The 19,532-nt window shown below is 30.7% G+C and carries 20 protein-coding genes; 7 read left to right on the top strand and 13 right to left on the bottom strand.

Translation table 11 applies throughout. From position 1 onward, the window contains the following. Positions 1 to 17: 17 nt before the first annotated feature. A complete protein-coding gene (locus ACLII3_RS12200; protein WP_412984515.1) occupies positions 18 to 641 on the bottom strand; it encodes a LysE family translocator in 624 nt (207 codons plus the stop codon). Between the two features lie 83 nt (positions 642 to 724). Here ACLII3_RS12200 and ACLII3_RS12195 point away from each other — a divergent pair, with 83 nt between their 5' ends. After that, positions 725 to 1,642, top strand: a complete 918-nt coding sequence (locus ACLII3_RS12195) for a spondin domain-containing protein (protein ID WP_412984514.1) — start codon at positions 725 to 727, stop codon at positions 1,640 to 1,642. Positions 1,643 to 1,676: 34 nt separating this feature from the next. Here ACLII3_RS12195 and ACLII3_RS12190 read toward each other — a convergent pair whose 3' ends face one another. Further along, a complete protein-coding gene (locus tag ACLII3_RS12190) occupies positions 1,677 to 2,720 on the bottom strand; it encodes a quinone-dependent dihydroorotate dehydrogenase (protein WP_412984513.1) in 1,044 nt (347 codons plus the stop codon). Between the two features lie 111 nt (positions 2,721 to 2,831). On the opposite strand from ACLII3_RS12190, the gene pepT reads away from it, so the two are divergent. Together pepT and ACLII3_RS12180 are read left to right on the top strand one after the other, a co-directional pair. Beyond that, positions 2,832 to 4,073: a peptidase T gene (gene pepT / locus ACLII3_RS12185; RefSeq protein ID WP_412984512.1), complete on the top strand. Its 1,242-nt coding sequence runs from the start codon at positions 2,832 to 2,834 to the stop codon at positions 4,071 to 4,073. Between the two features lie 13 nt (positions 4,074 to 4,086). After that, positions 4,087 to 4,692 carry a YdeI/OmpD-associated family protein gene (locus ACLII3_RS12180; protein ID WP_412984511.1) on the top strand — a complete coding sequence of 202 codons (606 nt, stop codon included), beginning with the start codon at positions 4,087 to 4,089 and terminating at the stop codon, positions 4,690 to 4,692. Positions 4,693 to 4,745: 53 nt separating this feature from the next. On the opposite strand, the gene yajC is transcribed toward ACLII3_RS12180, so the two are convergent. From yajC to ACLII3_RS12160, 4 genes are all read right to left on the bottom strand, one after another. Next, the gene (gene yajC, locus ACLII3_RS12175; protein WP_412984510.1) at positions 4,746 to 5,030 is read right to left on the bottom strand and encodes a preprotein translocase subunit YajC; all 285 of its coding nucleotides are present in this window, start codon (positions 5,028 to 5,030) and stop codon (positions 4,746 to 4,748) included. A 25-nt stretch (positions 5,031 to 5,055) separates the two neighbouring features. After that, entirely contained in the window at positions 5,056 to 5,547 is a 492-nt protein-coding gene (locus ACLII3_RS12170) for a DUF1573 domain-containing protein (protein ID WP_412984509.1), read from the bottom strand. A gap of 97 nt (positions 5,548 to 5,644) precedes the next feature. Beyond that, positions 5,645 to 6,589, bottom strand: a complete 945-nt coding sequence (gene nusB, locus ACLII3_RS12165; protein WP_412984508.1) for a transcription antitermination factor NusB — start codon at positions 6,587 to 6,589, stop codon at positions 5,645 to 5,647. 109 nt (positions 6,590 to 6,698) lie between these two features. Further along, positions 6,699 to 7,802 carry a Glu/Leu/Phe/Val family dehydrogenase gene (locus ACLII3_RS12160; RefSeq protein ID WP_412984507.1) on the bottom strand — a complete coding sequence of 368 codons (1,104 nt, stop codon included), beginning with the start codon at positions 7,800 to 7,802 and terminating at the stop codon, positions 6,699 to 6,701. 146 nt (positions 7,803 to 7,948) lie between these two features. On the opposite strand from ACLII3_RS12160, the gene ACLII3_RS12155 reads away from it, so the two are divergent. The 3 genes from ACLII3_RS12155 to ACLII3_RS12145 all read left to right on the top strand — a co-directional run bounded on the left by ACLII3_RS12155 (position 7,949) and on the right by ACLII3_RS12145 (position 12,806). Then, positions 7,949 to 9,709, top strand: a complete 1,761-nt coding sequence (locus ACLII3_RS12155) for an ABC transporter ATP-binding protein (protein ID WP_412984506.1) — start codon at positions 7,949 to 7,951, stop codon at positions 9,707 to 9,709. 127 nt (positions 9,710 to 9,836) lie between these two features. After that, complete coding sequence (locus ACLII3_RS12150) at positions 9,837 to 10,214, top strand: PUR family DNA/RNA-binding protein (protein ID WP_412984505.1); 378 nt, start codon at positions 9,837 to 9,839, stop codon at positions 10,212 to 10,214. An 81-nt stretch (positions 10,215 to 10,295) separates the two neighbouring features. After that, the gene (locus ACLII3_RS12145) at positions 10,296 to 12,806 is read left to right on the top strand and encodes a M14 family zinc carboxypeptidase (protein WP_412984504.1); all 2,511 of its coding nucleotides are present in this window, start codon (positions 10,296 to 10,298) and stop codon (positions 12,804 to 12,806) included. Here the strand turns inward: ACLII3_RS12145 and ACLII3_RS12140 are convergent. Genes ACLII3_RS12140 through ACLII3_RS12130 form a run of 3 tightly spaced genes read right to left on the bottom strand, consistent with a single transcriptional unit; the run spans position 12,801 to position 15,074 of the window. Continuing rightward, positions 12,801 to 13,832 (bottom strand): 1-acyl-sn-glycerol-3-phosphate acyltransferase, encoded by a 1,032-nt coding sequence (locus ACLII3_RS12140; protein ID WP_412984503.1) that lies wholly within the window; start codon positions 13,830 to 13,832, stop codon positions 12,801 to 12,803. The genes ACLII3_RS12145 and ACLII3_RS12140 overlap by 6 nt on opposite strands. Before the next feature lie 6 nt (positions 13,833 to 13,838). Next, positions 13,839 to 14,735 carry a bile acid:sodium symporter family protein gene (locus ACLII3_RS12135; RefSeq protein ID WP_412984502.1) on the bottom strand — a complete coding sequence of 299 codons (897 nt, stop codon included), beginning with the start codon at positions 14,733 to 14,735 and terminating at the stop codon, positions 13,839 to 13,841. Between the two features lie 3 nt (positions 14,736 to 14,738). Then, complete coding sequence (locus tag ACLII3_RS12130) at positions 14,739 to 15,074, bottom strand: tRNA-binding protein (protein ID WP_412984501.1); 336 nt, start codon at positions 15,072 to 15,074, stop codon at positions 14,739 to 14,741. Positions 15,075 to 15,178: 104 nt separating this feature from the next. Between ACLII3_RS12130 and ACLII3_RS12125 the strand changes: the two genes are divergently transcribed. Beyond that, positions 15,179 to 15,733 carry a thioredoxin family protein gene (locus ACLII3_RS12125; protein ID WP_412984500.1) on the top strand — a complete coding sequence of 185 codons (555 nt, stop codon included), beginning with the start codon at positions 15,179 to 15,181 and terminating at the stop codon, positions 15,731 to 15,733. A 2-nt stretch (positions 15,734 to 15,735) separates the two neighbouring features. On the opposite strand, the gene ACLII3_RS12120 is transcribed toward ACLII3_RS12125, so the two are convergent. From ACLII3_RS12120 to ACLII3_RS12105, 4 genes are all read right to left on the bottom strand, one after another. Continuing rightward, a complete protein-coding gene (locus tag ACLII3_RS12120; RefSeq protein WP_412984499.1) occupies positions 15,736 to 16,281 on the bottom strand; it encodes a YfiT family bacillithiol transferase in 546 nt (181 codons plus the stop codon). 1 nt (position 16,282) lies between these two features. After that, on the bottom strand, positions 16,283 to 16,717 hold the full coding sequence (locus ACLII3_RS12115; protein WP_412984498.1) for a hypothetical protein: 435 nt from the start codon (positions 16,715 to 16,717) through the stop codon (positions 16,283 to 16,285). Positions 16,718 to 16,779: 62 nt separating this feature from the next. Beyond that, complete coding sequence (locus tag ACLII3_RS12110) at positions 16,780 to 18,390, bottom strand: lipocalin-like domain-containing protein (RefSeq protein ID WP_412984497.1); 1,611 nt, start codon at positions 18,388 to 18,390, stop codon at positions 16,780 to 16,782. 173 nt (positions 18,391 to 18,563) lie between these two features. Continuing rightward, positions 18,564 to 19,496: a peptidylprolyl isomerase gene (locus tag ACLII3_RS12105; RefSeq protein WP_412984496.1), complete on the bottom strand. Its 933-nt coding sequence runs from the start codon at positions 19,494 to 19,496 to the stop codon at positions 18,564 to 18,566. Positions 19,497 to 19,532 lie beyond the last annotated feature (36 nt).

The raw sequence follows: 19,532 nt of genomic DNA, 5'->3' as shown, positions 1-19,532 counted from the left end.
GACGCATAAAAATAATACTATTTTTCAGAAAGGAAGATAAAAATTGCGATTCCTACAAAAACAACTATTTGCAACCATTTTAAAACTACACCTGAGTTTTTGTGGGACTTGATATATTCTGAAATTGAACTAGACAAAATAGCTATTAATGAGAATATTACAAATGATGTAAACATAAACAGTAATCCCAAAACATAAAATTGAGCAATAGATGACATAGTATCACTAAACAAAAAACTAGGAAAAAACGCTAAGAAAAAAATAGAGACCTTAGGGTTTAAGACATTCATCATAAAACCTTGTTTAAATAATTGCGTTACACTTTTTCTAGCGACATTTCCTTCTATAACAATATCTGCATTAGATTTATATACCTTATATGCTAAATACAACAAATAAGCTGCTCCTATTACTTTTAGAATTGTAAATAAGTAATCATTATTTTTAATAATTGCAGATACACCAAAAGCTACTAAAGTGGTGTGTACAATACAACCCGAAATTAAACCTGCAACTGTAGCTAAACCAAATTTTTTACCATTTACTATACTCTGTAATAATACATATATATTATCTGGACCAGGAAAAATAGCCAACATTGAAGATGCTAAAACAAAAGATATTAATAACTCAAAATTCAAATCAATAGTTTTTGTAAAAATATAATTTTATAAGAAAGATTGTAAGATTTAATATAGTGTTACGCCTAAACAAAAAAAACGCTATGAAAAACACTACTAAACCACTAAAAACCAATCTACTACTAACACTCTTAATCATTCCTCTATTTAGTATTTCACAATCTGTTGCTACTTATTCTATTAACTTTAACAGCATATGGAACTCTACAGATCATGGAACTTTACCAGACAATGCGCATTGGTCTAGATTAGTAGGCGCAAACCACAACAGCAATGTAACATTTCTTGAAATGGGAGGAATTGCTACTCCCGGAATAGAAGATGTTGCTGAAAAAGGAGATAATGATATTTTTATGGAAGAGATAGGAAGTAGTATCACTGCTGGAAATGCTGAGCAATATATTGATGGAGGATCACTAAGCACAGCTACTGGAAATATTAACATTGCTGCATTAGAAGTTAGCGAAGACTTCCCATTACTTACTCTAGTATCTATGATTGCTCCAAGTCCAGATTGGATGATAGCTGTTAACAGTGTAGAACTTAGAGAGAATGATGCTTGGAAGAACTCTATAAGTATTGACCTATACCCTTACGATGCAGGAACAGATAGTGGTGCTAACTACACATCTGGAAATGACAACACAAATCCGCAAGAACCAATTAGTAGTTTACAAGGTGTTGCACCTTTCAATAATGAAAAAATAGGCACACTAACCATTACATTACAAAATGTATTAGGTATTGAAGAAAATAGTTTAACTAACAACTTTAAGATGTTCCCTAATCCAAGCAATGGAAATATTACAATTAAGAATTCTAAATCTGATATAAATGAGATTTTGATTTATAATGTTATTGGCAATCAAGTTTATCAACAAAAGAATATACCTCAACAAGCAAACTTAAATCTTAAACACTTGAATTCTGGAATATACATGGTAAAAATAGTTACTACAGATGATAAGACTATTACTAAGAAACTAATTTTAGATAATTAAAATTGAATAGCTAAAAGCAACAAAAAAGCGAGTTTTAATTTAAACTCGCTTTTTTTATTAGTGCTTTATTGATGCTTTTTATCAATTTAGGACCTTCATAAATAAATCCTGTATAAACTTGAACTAAATCGGCTCCTGCTTCTATTTTTTCAAGCGCATCATTAGCCGAATGGATACCTCCTACTCCAATAATTGGGAAAGCCTTATTGCTCTTATCTGCTAAATATTTAATAACTCTTGTACTCTTTTCTTTAACTGGTTGTCCACTTACACCTCCATTACCAATCTTCTCTAATTCTGAAACAGGCATTTTTAAATTATCTCGTGACACAGATGTATTAGAAGCTATCACACCATCAATTTTGGTATTAGCTACTAACTCAATAATTTCATCCAACTGAATTTCATTTAAATCTGGAGCAATTTTTAATAAAATTGGTTTCTGATTTTCAAAAGTATTATTTGCTTTTTGTACAGCGCCTATTAATTCCTCTAAATAATCCTTGTCAGTTAATTTAGCATGACTTCCTACATTAGGGCAACTTACATTAAGTACAAAATAATCAACATAAGGATGTAATGCATTAAAACACTCTAAATAGTCTTTTGTATAATCTTCTGGAGCAGTACTTGTATTTTTACCAATATTTCCTCCTACAATAAGTTTACCTTTATTCTTTTTTAACTGTTCAATTGCAGCTTCAAGGCCTTCATTATTAAAACCCATTCTATTAATAATGCCTTTATCATCTTTTAGCCTAAACAATCGTTTTTTAGGGTTTCCAACTTGTCCTTTAGGTGTTACAGTTCCTATTTCTATAAAACCAAAACCAAAATTAGCAAGTTCATTGTACAATACTGCATTTTTATCGAATCCAGCAGCTAATCCAATAGGGTTTTTAAATTTTAATCCAAATAATTCACGCTCCAAAGAAGCATCTTCTACAACATACATGCTTCTAATAACATTTGGAACTAAAGGGATTTTTGAAATAGATTTTACAAAAGAAAACGTGAAATGATGGATACGTTCTGGGTCAAAACTAAAAAGTATTGGTCTTATAAGTGCCTTGTACATGAAGCTGAATTTGAGTGCAAAAATACATTAAAAACCAACACTAAAAAAGAAACTAAGCTAACTCTTGGCACTTCGGTTATCGTTATTTATTTTTGAACAAACAATAGACACATGTTAGACAGAAAACACATTATAGATAGATTTATAAGCTATGTTACTATAGATACTGAAAGTGACCCAAATTCACCCACAACTCCTAGTACAGAAAAACAATGGGATTTAGCAAACAAACTTGCTGAAGAATTAAAAGCTATTGGTTTACAAGATGTAAGTATTGACGAAAACGCATACATTATGGCAACATTACCAAGTAATGTAGAGCACGATGTACCAGCAATTGGATTTGTATCGCATTTTGACACCTCTCCTGACTTTACTGGAGCCAATGTAAAACCACAAATTGTTGAGAATTATAATGGAGAAGATATTATTCTAAGCAAAGAAGAAAATATTGTTTTATCTCCTAGTTACTTTGAGGACTTATTACTTTACAAAGGACAAACTTTAATTACAACTGATGGTACTACACTTTTAGGTGCCGATGATAAAGCTGGTATTTGTGAAATAGTAAGTGCAGTTGAGTACTTAATAAATAACCCTCAAATTAAGCATGGACCTATTAAGGTTGGCTTTACTCCAGATGAAGAAATTGGTCGTGGTGCACACAAGTTTGATGTAGAAAAATTTGGTGCCGAATGGGCTTACACTATGGACGGTAGTCAAGTTGGAGAATTAGAATACGAAAATTTTAATGCTGCTGGTGCAAAAATTAAAGTAAATGGTAAAATTGTACATCCAGGTTATGCCAAAGGAAAAATGGTAAACTCTATGTATTATGCAACAGAGTTTATTAATGCCTTACCAAAACAAGAAGTTCCTGAGCATACTGAAGGTTACGAAGGGTTTTTCCACTTACATCATATTGATGGAAAAGTAGAAACTACACAACTACAATACATAATTAGAGATCACGATAAGGAAAAATTTGAAGCACGTAAAGCACTAATGCAAAAAATTGGTGACGATTTAAATGAAAAATATGGTAAAACCATTTTTGAAATAGAAATCAAGGACCAGTACTACAATATGAAAGAAAAGGTAGAACCTGTAATGCATATTGTAGATATTGCTGAAGAAGCTATGCATCAATTAGATATCAAGCCATTAATAAAAGCTATTAGAGGTGGTACAGATGGCTCTCAATTATCATTTATGGGATTACCTTGTCCAAATATTTTTGCTGGTGGACATAACTTCCATGGACGTTATGAGTATGTTCCTGTAGAAAGCATTTTAAAAGCTACTCAAGTTATTTGCAAAATAGCTGAGTTAACGCAAGAGCGTTATAAATAAAAACCAATTAAAGATGAAAAAAGCAACCTCTGTTGAAGAATATATAGAAACTCATGAAAATTTTAGTGATGCATTAACATTACTTAGAGACATCATGAATTCTACCGAGTTAGAAGAAACGCTTAAATGGAGTGCTCCTACTTATACTATTAACGGTAAAAATGTAGTTGGCTTAGGTGCTTTTAAAAATCATTTTGGTATTTGGTTTTTTAATGGTGTACTTTTAAAAGATGAGTTAAATCTTTTAACCAATGCTCAAGAAGGTAAAACAAAAGCCTTACGCCAAATGAAGTTTGCATCTATTAACGACATTAATAAAGGCGCTGTTTTACAATACGTAAAGGAAGCTATAGAAAATCAAAAAGCTGGAAAAGAAATTAAACCAGCTAAAGCCAAAGCTAAAAAGGAAATTAATATTCCTGAAGAACTTCAAAATGAGTTTGATAATAACTCAGAGTTAAAAACTTGTTTTGATTGCTTAGCACCATACAAACAACGTGAGTATTGTGAGCATATCGCTTCAGCTAAACGAGAAGCAACCAAACAAAACAGATTAGAAAAAATTAAACCTATGATTCTTCAAGGAAAAGGTTTACACGATAAATACAAAAACTGTTAAACTAAAAAAGCCACTCAACTTGAGTGGCTTTTTTTTATAATAGAAATTATATTTTATTTCTGTGGAGCGTTAAGTTTAGCACTCATATCCATAGAAATTGCAGAACGATCAAACTTTAATTTTCCTGCCATTGTTTCAATAACACAAGAATTGTCTTTATCGTTTAACTCTACAATTTTACCATGCATACCACTTTTAGTGATTACTTTATCACCTCGCTTAAGCTCAGCAGCAAATTTCTTTTCTTTTTTTGCACGTTTCATTTGTGGTGCAATCATAAAGAAATACACTACAACAAACATTAATATAAATGGTGCAAATTGCCCTATTCCTTCCATAAATTAAGGTATTTACCTATTTTAATTATTGAGAAATAACAGCTGAACCTGCTTTTTTAGCAGCAGCATTAGGATCTGGCTTAACAAAAGCAGTAATCTTTACTTGCTCTTTTCCTTTTTCTGTATTAGCAGTTACAGTAATAGTTTTAGTTACCTTATTAGCACCTTTACCATTAAACTTAACTGTAAACTTAGCAGAAGCTCCAGGAGCTAAAGGCTCTTTACTCCAATCTTTTGGTACTGTACATCCACAAGTACTTTTAATATCTGTAATTACTAATGGCGCTTTACCTGTGTTAGTATAAGAGAATACTGTTTCTACTGGTGTACCATTTTCAATTTCACCAAAGTCATGCTCAGTTTTGTCAAATGTAATTGCTGGGAAATCTCCAGCTACTGCATCTCTTTCTGCTGCTTTAGTTACGTTTTCAGTATTTACTTTAGCAGTTGCATCTTCTTTACAAGAAGTAAAAGCTACCATGCATAATGCACTTAAACCTAAAATTACTTTTTTCATTTTTTAAATTTTTAATTGTCTATTCAGGATAAACTTTTGGGTTACTATTTATTTTCCTATTTTTTTTTAATCGCGCATAAAAGTAATAAAAAAATTATTACATCAAACCACGTCCTATCTTATTTAACGTACCTTTATCTTTATACTCTTTTACTATTTTATCTAAAACACCATTAATAAAAACACTACTTTTTGGTGTAGAATACTCTTTTGAAATCTCTAAATATTCATTAATAGTTACTTTAACTGGAATAGATGGAAACTTTTGAAACTCGCAAATTGCCATTTGTAATAACACAAAATCGATGTTTGCTATTCTGTCTTTATCCCAGTTCTTTGTTTTTTCACTAATCTCTGCGCTATAAGAAGCCAAGTTTAATACCGTTTTCTTTAATAAGTCTTTCGCAAATATCTTGTCATCAATATCCTTAAATAACTTAGGCACAAAATGCGATGTTAACATATTGTCTTTAGCCTTTCTCAATAACTTTACAATTACTGTATTTATTACAGGTAAGTCATCTAGCCAAGTCAAATTTTTATCTTCTAAATATTCGTATAACTTTTCATTTGGAGCAATGATTGTTTTAAAGATATCTACCACAAAAGCCTTATCATCTTTATATGTAGAAACTCTTGTTGACATATAATCTTGATACAATTCGCTTTCTAAAATGGCTTTAAAAATGATATCTACATACTCATCGTCTAAATCCCAATTATTAACTCCACGATGCTCCATAGCATCTTTTAGTAAAGCATTACTTTTTAATTGCAGTAATAACTCATTATTAACAAATTTTCTATTAGGATTTTTTTCTTCGGAAGTAGCTAAATGCTTTTGCTGAGATTTTACTAAACGATCTTCTGCTTTCTTTTGAACTTCAATTAGCAAAGAAATCATTAGTAAGTATAGATTGTACATACTCTCCATACTATTAAGCAAAAACTTTTCATCCTTTTGGATATTTGCATTTTCACCACCTTTAGATGCATATACTACTTGCATCACTTTAATTCGAATATGTCTTCTATTCAGCATACTTAAAGAACTTATTTAAATCAATATTACTCAATAATGAGTGTTAAAAAATTAAAAGAGGCGAAAGATATGCTCTTTCGCCTCGCAAAAATACTATTATTTTTAATTTCTATTTAGAATTTTGGCTTTTTCTGTCCTCAATTCTTCCTTTAGCAATATTTAGTGCTGCCATATTAGTAGTAACACCATTTGTTTCAGCGTTTTCTAATATTTCTAAAGTTGTATTATAAATATTTTCTGTCTTTCTAATTATTTCATCTTTACCGTAACCTTCTAGTTCAGCATATACGTTAATGATTCCTCCTGCATTAATTAAGAAATCTGGAGCATATACAATCCCTTTATCTTGTAAAATAGCTCCATGCTTTTGCTCTACTGCTAATTGGTTATTAGCTGCACCTGCAATAACTTCGGCTTTAATCTTATTAATAGTATCATCATTAATTGTAGCTCCTAAGGCACAAGGTGCATAAATATCCATTTGTTCAGCATACAAATCGTCTCCTCTATAAATAGTAGCTCCATAGCTATTACTTACATGTTGCAAACGCTCTTCATTAATATCAGCTATAACAACATTAGCACCTTCTTTTGTTAAATGTTCTACAAGTGATTCTCCAACGTGACCAATTCCTTGTACGTATACTTTTTTACCTTCAAGGTTATCACTACCAAATTTATATTTTGCAGCAGCTTTCATTCCCATATATACACCATATGCTGTGATAGGAGAAGGATTACCTGCACCACCTTTACTTTCTGAAATTCCAGTTACATAAGGAGTTACCTCACGAACTAAATCCATGTCTGAAGTTTCCATTCCAACATCTTCAGCAGTAATGTATTTTCCGCTTAAAGAATGTACAAACTCACCAAAACGTTTCATTAATTCTGGTGTTTTTTGTGTTTTAGCATCACCAATAATAACTGCTTTTCCTCCACCAAGATTTAATCCTGTAATAGCAGATTTAAAAGTCATTCCTCTTGACAATCTTAACACATCATTTAGTGCATCCCATTCAGTCGCATATTGCCACATTCGTGTTCCACCTAAAGCTGGTCCTAAAACTGTATTATGAATTCCAATTATTGCTTTTAAACCAGTATCTTTGTCGTTGCAAAACACTACTTGTTCGTGGTCGTCAAAAGAAAGTTGTCCAAAAACTGGGTCTACTTTTGTAAGCTCTTTAGTCTTAATTACGTCTGATGTCATTTGTTAAATACTTAAGGTTAAAGTTTTGTTATATTACGAATTACGCAATAACAGGTTGCAAAAATAATCTAATATTGCAGTTAACGCAAAAAAAACAGTGTTAAAATAAGAAATTACTAATTCAATAGAGATTTTTTAAATCATAAATGAAAGAACTTCAGCATCTTAATAAATATTTTTTCAAGTATAGATATAGACTTTTAGTTGGTGTTATTATAACAATTGCATCAAAAATATTTGCGCTTTTTACGCCTCGACTTATTGGGCGCTCTGTAGATGTCATTTCTAGTAGGTTTCAAGAAAATATAACTCAAGACGTTTTTGAAAAAGAACTTTTATTAAACATAATATATTTATTTGGTGCTGCTTTGGTTGCTGGCGGACTTACATTTTTAATGCGTCAAACCATTATTAATGTTTCTCGCTATGTAGAATTTGATTTAAAGAATGAAATCTATAAACAATACCAAAAATTATCTCTTAGCTTTTATAAAAAAAATAGAACTGGTGATTTAATGAATAGAATTACCGAAGATGTAAGTAAAGTACGTATGTATGTTGGGCCTGCAATAATGTATTCATTAAACATGATAACGCTTTTTGTTGTTGCATTTATCTATATGTACAACCAATCACCAAAGCTTACATTTTATACTATTATTCCGCTTCCTGTACTATCCATATTAATTTATGTTTTAAGTAAAGAGATTAATAAACGTAGTACTATTGTGCAAGAGTACCTTTCTAAACTTTCAACTTTTGCTCAAGAATCATTTAGTGGAATTTCGGTTATTAAAGCATATAGTATAGAGGCACATACTAACCATGATTTTGAAGTATTATCTACCGAAAACAGGCAAAAACAAATAAATCTAACTAAAGTACAAGCACTATTTTTTCCTTTAATGATTTTACTTATAGGAACAAGTAATTTGCTTGTAATTTACATTGGAGGTATGCAGTATATAAATGGAGAAATTGAAAGTGTTGGTACCATAGCAGAGTTTATTATTTATGTAAATATGCTAACATGGCCAGTAGCAACTTTAGGTTGGGTAACCTCTATTATTCAACAAGCAGAAGCTTCTCAAAAAAGAATTAATGAGTTTTTGAAAGAAGAACCAGAAATAAAAAACAACACAAACTCACCTACTACCATTAAAGGAAATATTGAATTTAACAATGTTTCTTTCACCTATCAAGACACCAATATTCAAGCTTTAAAGAATATCAGTTTTAATATAAACAAAGGAGAAACATTAGCTATAATTGGGACAACTGGTTCTGGAAAATCTACAATATTAGATTTAATAGGAAGACTTTATGATGTTGAAAATGGCACCATCAAAATTGACAGTTTAGCTATAAAAGACATAAATCTTAACAGCTTAAGAAATAGTATTGGTTATGTACCACAAGACGCTTTTCTTTTCTCAGACACTATTAAAAACAATATAAAGTTTGGTCTTGTAACTGCTACAGATGAAGATGTTATTGAGGCAGCAAAAAATGCTGTTGTACATGAAAACATAATCAAATTTAATAAAGGTTATGATACTATTTTAGGAGAACGAGGCATTACACTATCTGGAGGACAAAAACAACGTGCATCTATAGCTAGAGCTATAATAAAAAATCCAGAGATTTTACTTTTAGATGATTGCTTATCAGCTGTAGATACTGAAACTGAAGAACAAATTTTAACTAACTTATCAAAAGTATCCAAAGGCAAAACAACCATTATAGTTAGTCATAGAATTTCTTCAGCTAAAAACGCTGATAAAATTATTGTTCTAGAAAAAGGTGAAATTATTCAAGAAGGAGCGCATCAAGACTTAATTACTAAAGATGGCTATTATAAAAACTTATATTTAAAACAACTTAGCGAATCAACTAAACCTCAATAATTTTCAGTTAATTATTTTATATCTGTTTATACTATCGTAAAAAGATTTATCACAATTAGTTGGTTGCTATAATTTTTTTTTAGACTTTTGATTCACTAAAATTAAAAACAAACTTAACAATACAACTATGAGTAATAATGAAATGATGGAGAAAGAGGAAATATTTTCTAAAGTATTAAGAGCAGGTAGACGTACTTATTTTTTTGATGTTAGAGCTACAAAAGCAGGTGATTACTACCTTACAATAACAGAAAGTAAGAAGTTTACAAATGACGATGGATCTTTTCACTACAAAAAACACAAAATCTATTTATATAAAGAAGACTTTTCTGAGTTCAATAACATATTAGCAGAAATGACTGATTATATAATCAATGAAAAAGGTGAAGAAGTAATTAGCGAGCGTCACCAAAAAGATTACAAAAGAGAAGATTATGTAACTGAAGCTAACACAGAGAATGTTTCTCCAGAGAGCTTTACTGACGTAAACTTTGAAGACATATAAGTTAAAATACAACTTAAAAAATTAAAACCGCTACCATTTCGTAGCGGTTTTTTTATATTTATGCTTTAACTAATACTTACTATGAGAAAAATACTAATCCTATTTTTGAGTGTAACTACATTTATAAATGCTCAAAACAGAATAGACCTTTCGTATTATTTACCAAATCACACAAACTATAACACCAATATCCCAACACCTAAAAGTGTTTTAGGTCATGAAGTTGGAGAGTGGCATGTAACGCACGACAAACTTGTTCAATACATGTATGCCCTTGCAGCTTCATCAGATAGAATTACTATTGAAAACAGAGGTATTACATTTGAAGGAAGGCCTTTATTACTTTTAACAATAACTTCTCCAAATAACCATCAAAATATTGATGCTATTCGAGAAGCACATTTAGCAGCTACAGAGAGTAACACAACTAATGTCTCAAACAGACCAATAGTAGTTTATCAAGGTTTTTCTATTCATGGAAATGAAGCAAGTGGTTCTAATGCAGCTTTACTTGCTGCTTACCATTTAGCTGCTTCTAATAGTAATGATGTAATGTCTTTATTAGACAATACTATAATTTTATTTGACCCTTCATTTAATCCTGATGGATTACAGCGCTTTGCTTATTGGGCAAATACAAATAAAAGCATTAACCTAAACCCAGACCCTAATGATAGAGAATATAGTGAGGTATGGCCTGGAGGTAGAACCAATCATTACTGGTTCGATATGAATAGAGATTGGCTACCAGTACAATTACCAGAATCTAGAGCACGAATTGCTTCATTTCATAAATGGTTACCAAATATTTTGACAGACCATCATGAAATGGGAACTAACTCTACTTTTTTCTTTCAACCAGGAATCCCTTCTAGAACGCATCCTTTAACTCCAAAATTAAATCAAGAACTTACTAAAAGTATTGGTAATTACCATGCGAAAGCTTTAAATAAGATTGGTTCTCTTTATTACACTGAAGAAAGTTTTGATGATTTTTACTATGGAAAAGGCTCAACATTCCCAGATATTAATGGAGGTATTGGTATTTTATTTGAACAAGCTAGTTCTCGTGGACATATTCAAGAAAGTGATAATGGTATTTTAACATTTCCATTCACTATTCGTAATCAACTAACTGCAGCAATGTCAACACTAGAAGCTGCTCAAAATATGAGAGAAGACATTCTAACCTATCAACATAATTTCTATAAAAACGCTAAGCAAGAAGCTAGCAAACAAGCTAATAAAGCTATTGTTTTTGGTGATGAAAAAGATGCTGCAAAAGCTTATCATTTAGCAGAAATTTTAAAACGTCATAAAATAAAGTTTCATGAACTAAAACAAGATATGACTATTGAAGGAAAACGCTTTAAAAAAGGATATAGTTACATGGTTCCAAAAAACCAAAAGAACACACGTTTAATAAATGCTATGTTTGAAAAGCGTACCAAATTTCAAGACAGTTTATTTTATGATGTTTCAGCTTGGACATTTCCTCTAGCATTTAATTTAGATTATGCCGAAAATGTTTCTACAAATAACCTAGGTAATGAAATAACAGATCTAAAACATAAACAAGGAAGTGTTACTGCTAAAAGCAATTATGCATATGTAATGGAATGGCATGAATATTACACACCTAAGATTTTAAATAAAATACTAAACAAAGGATTAAGAGCTAAAGTAGGTATGAAACGCTTTAGTATGAATGGAAAAGATTACGATTATGGTACCATTATGATTCCTGTTCAAAATCAAAAATATAATGCAACTGATTTACACTCTATACTATCAAAATTAGCAAAAGAAAGTCATGTAACAATTGATGCTGTCAATACTGGATTAACAGAAGGTATAGACCTTGGAAGCAGTAATTTCAAAGCTTTAAGCAAACCTAAAATTGCTTTATTAGTTGGCGATGGAATTTCATCATATGATGCTGGTGAAATATGGCATTTGTTTGATACTAGGTATGATATTACAATTACCAAGCTAGACACTAAAAGTATTAGTCGTGCAGATTTAAGTAGATATAACACCATCATTATGGCAAACTCTTGGTCTGGGTTAGATGAAAGCAAAACAAAAAAAATTAAAACTTGGATTCAAAATGGAGGTACTTTGATAGCATATAGAAATGCTATAAAGTGGCTAAAAAATAAAGAATTAGCTAAACTTGAATTTAAAAAAGTTACAGTACCTGCTAAAAATATAAGTTTTGAACAACGTGGTAACTTTAGAGGTGCTCAGGTTATTGGTGGAGCTATTTTTGAAACAAAAATTGATCGTTCTCATCCAATTGCATTTGGTTATAAAAATGATAAACTTGCGTTATTTAGAAATACAACACTTTTTATGAAGCCAGACAAAAGCAGCTATAACAACCCAATCCAATATACCAAGAGTCCTCTATTAAGCGGTTATATTTCTAAACCTAACCTAGACAGTTTAAGCACCTCAGTGCCATTACAAATAAAAAGACTAGGCAGAGGGAATGTAGTTGCTTTTACAGACAACACAAATTTTAGAGCTTTTTGGTATGGTACAAATAAGCTATTAATGAATGCTATATTTTTTAGAGATGAATTATAATTTCACAGTTAAAAGTGAAATTATAATCACAAACATGAAATAATATAAAGCTATTATAGGTGTTAATAGTACTCCTAAAACAATAGTAGTTACAATTAAATATATAGGAACTAGAGTTATTGCAATAGCAAATCTAAACGTAGATAAAAACTCTAGTTCTTTTATTTTTGGTTCTGCTATTAATTTCCAAACCAAGTAAGGAGGCAATACATTTATTATAAGTAATAGTTTAAACAACTTTCTTAACCAATTAATTTTAGAAATTGATACAGGTTTACAATCTTTAAAATTAGTTTTCAAACAATCATTTACCTGCTTAGGTTTTAAAAAATCAACATTAATAGATTCTAGCTTATTTAAATCTTCATCATAATTTTCTATAGGAATGTGTGTGGTTAACTCTTTTAACCTCTCTTGAATTTCAAGCTTTAAGCTTAAAATATTCTCATTTTTACTTCCTTTTAAAAATTCTTTCGCAGCAATTGGTTTACCATAGTACATACTTGTTTCATCTGGATAAATTTTAGCATTTTTAAAATTTAATCCTATTGGTACTAATTGCAAGTCTGTTTCAGGATATACATCTAACGTATCAAATACTATTCTAGTAAACCCTTTACTTAAAACTCTAACTCTTCTTGCTAGGTTATGGCTCCCTTCAGGAAAAATAATCACCATATTATTCTCATGCAAAAGCTTAGAACAAGTTTCAAATATTTCATTGTTTTTAGTTATGGTACTCCAACCATCTCTAACTCTATATACTGGAAGCATTTGTAAGCTTTTTAATAGTTTACTTACTAATTCCTTTTTAAAAACACCAGCTCTTGTTAAAAAAAATGCAAAACGATTGGATCTAGTAGCAATTAATAATGCGTCTAATAATGCATTTTGATGGTTAGATAGTAATAATACTGGTTTGTTTTTAGGAACGCTATCAATATTATGCACATGAATTCTTCTAAAATAAAAGAACATGCCAAGTCGCAAGTATGCTCGAACGCTATATAACCAAAGTTTTTTCAATATTTCTTATTTTGATTTTCTTGACCAATAGGTAGCTAAAGACAATCCTGAAATGATATGCCAAATTCCCCAAAAAGCTGCTAAAATAGCCATACCTCCTAACCCTTCAAAAAATGTAAATATTAACAATAAGCCTAAACCAGAATTTTGAATTCCTGTTTCTATAGCTAATGTTTTTTGATTTTTAAAAGATAATTTAAAAAGCTTAGCAACTCCTAATCCTAGTAGTATTGCAATAATATTATGTCCAATTCCAATAGCTAAAACGTGATGAACATAATCGTTGAATATGTCTAAATTATTTGTAAACGCAATAATCACAATAGCAATAAACACTAATATTGAAAGAGGCTTTAGTATTTTAGACATTTTTGCAGCCAGTTGCTCATTCTTTTGCCTTAAAGTCATTCCAAGCACTAAAGGAATCCCAAGAATCAACATTACCAATTTCACCAACTCTAAGGGCTCTAATTCTACTCTATTAAGTATTTCAGCAGTTGGCTCATACAAATTACCATAAACTTGAAAATTTAGAGGCGTCATAAACATTGCCAAAAAAGTAGCAAATGCTGTTAAACTCACAGAAAGTGCAGCATTACCTTTTGCCATTTGTGTCATAAAATTTGAAATATTACCTCCTGGGCAAGCAGCTACCATCATCATTCCCAAAGCTATACTAGGTCTAGGTTGTATTAATAAAACCAAAAGATAGGTTACAAAAGGCAATAATATAAATTGCGATAAAACACCTAGTAGTACTAATTTTGGCGATTTAAATAAATTTTTAAAATCTTGCACTGTAATTCCCAAAGCCACACCAAACATAATTACAGCTAAGGCTATATTCATAACCCAAAGTGCTTCACTATCAAAATGTATTTGTACATTATCTAATTCCTGCATAAGTTAAGCTACTTGAGTTCCATTTTTAACTACTTGCTCTGGTTTTAACAAAATAACATCATTACCAGTAACTGCTCCCATAACCAAACACTCACTCATAAAATTGGCTATCTGCTTTTTTGGAAAATTAACTGTTGCAACTATTTGCCGATTAAGTAATTCATCTTTTTTATAAAGTGTAGTAATTTGAGCTGAAGACTTTTTAATACCAAGATCACCAAAATCTATAGTTAATTGATAAGCAGGTTTGCGAGCCTTTGGAAAATCATTAACCTCAATAATAGTTCCTACTCTTAAATCAATTTTTGCAAAGTCTTCAAAAGTAATAGTATTACTCATAAAAAATAGTTAGTCGTTAGTTAGAGTTGAATATATAAATTTTAATTAACATATAAATATTTACAAGCTTGTTTATTATTTTTGAATTAATAAAACGTAAAACAATGGCAAGAACACCTTCAAATATGCTTCCTTTAGGCACTAAAGCTCCAAGTTTTAACCTTTTTGATACTGTAAGTAATGAAATATTGAGTTTAAACAATTTAAAAGGAAATCAAGGTACTGTAATTATGTTTATTTGTAACCATTGTCCTTTCGTAATTCATATAAATAAAGCTATAGTTGAGATTGCCAACATGTACACATCTAAAGGCATTAAGTTTATAGCTATATCAAGTAATGATGTAGAAAATTACCCTCAAGATGCTCCGGATAAAATGAAAATTCATGCCCAAGAAAACAATTACCCTTTTCCTTATTTATATGATGAGTCGCAAGATATAGCCAAAGCGTATGATGCAGCTTGTACACCAGACTTTTATGCTTTTGATAAAAATTTAGAATTAATTTATAGAGGTCAATTGGATGATTCACGTCCAGGAAATGGTATAGAAATTACTGGAATTGATTTAAAACATGCTCTAGGTTGTTTAATAGAAGAAAAAGAAAATTCTAGATTGCAAAAACCTAGTATTGGCTGCAATATTAAATGGAAATAAAATTAAACCCAGCTATTCCTAACTAGTAGTTGCTCTATATGCGCATAATGATGTAAGCTATGCCACGCATAAATGCCTATATTCTCTTTTAAAACAACTTCCTCATTATGTTCTGGATGGATAAATGATTTCTCTAAATCTTTATCAGAAAGTGTTTTTAATAAATAAACCAGTTTAGCATGAACTGCTCTTAAATGGTCTAATGATAAACTTATAGGAGCTATTCTACTATCTTCAAGTTCAGCCCAAAGATTTTCATAATAGTATTTAATAACAGGCTTATCTTCGGTTAAAGCCCATTTAAATCTTATATAACTATGATGATGGCTATCAGCTAAATGATGAATTACTTGTCTAATTGTCCAACCACCTTGGCGATAAGGCGTATCTAACTGCTGTTTTGTTAAATGTGATACTAAATTGGAAAGCTTTTGAGGAAATGCTTCTAAAACAGCAATCCAATCGGCAATAATAGCTTCAGTAATTTCATTAGGTGGATTGAATTTACCTATTGGGAATCTTAACCTTTCTATATCATTATCTAACATATCAAACGTTTTCTTCTTTCTCTTCTTTAACTAATTGTTTTACCCAATTAACTGCATCTATAAGGCTATTAAATCTTTTGATTTTATTTTTTAAAAATAAATTCTCAATAACCGTTGTTAAAAAACTATTAGGCTTATATCCTACAACAGCATTAGCTCTTACATCATAATTAAGACTATAAAGCTTCATCCAATCTGTTGCTTTTACTGAATAATTATTTATTCTATGAGAGATATATACTAAATCACCTCCATTAGTATCTAAATAATCGCAAACATCTTTTACCATAGTTTGACCATAATCATCCCAATTAAAAACTAGACCTTCGGCAAACTCAACAATAACAAATCCTTCATATACAAAAACATCGGCATAATCATAGTTAAGCTCTATTAAAGCTTCTTTATATAATTCGGTATGCTTAACACTCTTCATTTGTTATTAATGCTCTTATTATTTGGGATGCAATTTTACGCAAATAATAGAATTTAAATAAATTATCGTTTTACAAATTTTATAAAATCCTCTACACTTTCTGAAAACACTCTGATAAAATAAACTCCTTGTGAAAAATTAGTTGTATCAATGTTTTCTACGACTACATTTTTTGTTGCTTTACTTAAAACCAGACGTCCTTTACTATCTATAATTTCGTATTGCAAACTACTTAATGGTTGCTTGAAAGCTAATGTCATTATATCATCTACTGGATTAGGATATAGCTTCACTCCATTTGGATTAAAACTAGGTGCTGTTAATGTAGCTGTTGAAGCAGAAGCGCTCACTATTGTATTTGTTAAAACTCCATCAATAGACTTTGCAGTAATTTTAAACCAAACTTCATCACCTTCAGATATTGAAGGGTTATTCCATAAGTAAGTTGGCTCACTTAAATCACTAACAATAGGCAAAAACGTATTTTGATTATCTATACTATACTCCAAATCATACAAAACAGGTCTGCCATCATCTGGATTATTTAAGTCCCAAGTAATAGGTAAAGACACATCATAAAAACCAACTGGATTTGTAATTGTAATATCTGGGTCTTCATAATAATGCAATAACTCAGTAAAACCAACTCCTGTAACTGGGTTACCATCAATAGTTCCTGAAATAGTAATTGCACCTTCAAAAAATCTAAATGGTAATTGCACTTCCGTAGTTGTATGCATTGAAGTAATTGTAACATCAATATCATGAATATCTGTAGAGGTAAGTCGCCATTGCTTAGAATAACAATTTACATTATCTGGAGTACAAAAGTATTGTAAACGTTCAATCTCAAAGTCATCTGTTGTATATTGGGTTGATTCGTCTACATAAGCTGATAAGATTCTATATTTATCATTATCTGGAATGGTTCTATTAGGTGTAAAAATGTTCCACAAATTTATATCCATTCCATTAGACAACTGTAAACTAAACCATTCATACTTCTCACCTGTAAGAGGGTTAAAATCACCATATTGTCTATCAATCCATCCATTACCAATAATATTTTCTGTAGTTCCGTCAACAGTCAACGATCCAGAAACAGCATTGCTTGTTTGCGAATAGTAATAAGTATAATTTACACTACCTTGATTAAGGAAACCATCATCTCCTAATATTAATGGTCTTTTAAGTGTTTCCATTTCTATATCAAGGGTTATACTTCCTCCTGTGGCATATACTTCATATTCAAATGGAATTGGGTTACTACTTCCATCTAGTTTATTTTTCCATGATTCTAACGCTCCTAAATATACTTGTGCTTCAATGTTAAATTGAGTTGTAGATAAATGCGTATAATTTACAGGCAACACATCTTGATAAAATGTGCCTGTATCGTGATCAGTTACATTTAAAATTCTAAATCCATCAAAAATTGATTGTGGGTAATAAAAATAAGTTAACATGTAACTATATTCCTTACCTGATGTTTGACCAGTAACATGTCCAGTTGTGTACCACCATTCTATTGGTTCACCTATATGTCTCCCTTCATCTAAAGGGAATTCAACTAAACTTCCAGAAGGTGTATAAGGATATGCTTTCCAATCTTGAGCATACAATGCAAAAGACCATAAAAACATAAAAAATAAGAGGGTATTTTTTAGTTTCATTATCAATGGATTATAAAACTAAGCTAGAATATTGCTTTATGCACCACAAAAAATTAAGGTAATATGTAATTTTAACAGTATAAAATGTAGGGTAAATCGTTAAAAGGAAAATTTCATCCATAAAAAAAGCACCTTAAAAAAGGTGCTTTAATATATTTAAATAAAATATATGTTTACTTAACATTCATAAGTTCAACATCAAAAATAAGTGTTGCGTTTGGTGGAATTACTCCTCCAGCTCCTCTTGCTCCATAAGCTAAGTCACTTGGAATAACAAAACGTGCTTTATCTCCAACTTTTAATAAAGATACTCCTTCATCCCAACCTGGAATTACTTGACCAACTCCTAAATTAAAATCTATTGGTTGGTTACGCTTATAAGATGAGTCAAATACAGTCCCATCAGTTAACTGTCCTTTATAATGAACAGATACCATTTTTCCTTTTTCAGCTTTTACACCACTTCCTTCTTGAATAATTTGGTAACGCAAACCAGAATCTGTCTTTTCAAATCCTGTAGCTAACTTATCAAGCTCAGCTTCTTTAGCAGCTTTTTCTTCTGCTAAGCGCTTTTCTCTAGAACCTTCAAAAGTTCTAAAAGCCTCTATAGCATTAAATGCCTCTGCTTCGGCACCAACTCTAACTATTTCTAAACTTTCAATTTCATCTCCTTGTGCAACAGCATCAACTACATCTTGTCCGCTTTGTACTTTTCCAAAAACAGTATGATTACCATCTAACCAAGGTGTAGGCACATGAGTGATAAAAAACTGACTTCCATTAGTTCCAGGTCCAGCATTTGCCATAGATAAAATTCCAGGAGCATCATGTTTTAAATCTGGATGAAACTCATCATCAAACTGATATCCAGGATTTCCTGTTCCAGTACCTTGAGGGCATCCTCCTTGAATCATAAAATCAGGAATTACTCTATGAAACTTTAATCCATTATAATAAGGATTCCCTTGTGGTTTAGCAGCATTTTCTAAGTTTCCTTCTGCTAATGCTACAAAGTTACCAACCGTTCCAGGTGTTTTTTGATATTCTAAAGCAACTAAAATTTCTCCTTTGCTTGTGTTAAATTTTGCGTATAAACCGTCTTGCATTGTTCTAATTTTTATGAGGTTGCAAAGATATAAAGG

The sequence above is a fragment of the Pontimicrobium sp. IMCC45349 genome (genome assembly GCF_047219225.1).
GTDB lineage: Bacteria > Bacteroidota > Bacteroidia > Flavobacteriales > Flavobacteriaceae > IMCC45349.
The sequence above is the reverse complement of the archived record's forward strand: the minus strand, read 5'-3'. Positions and strand labels throughout refer to the sequence as shown.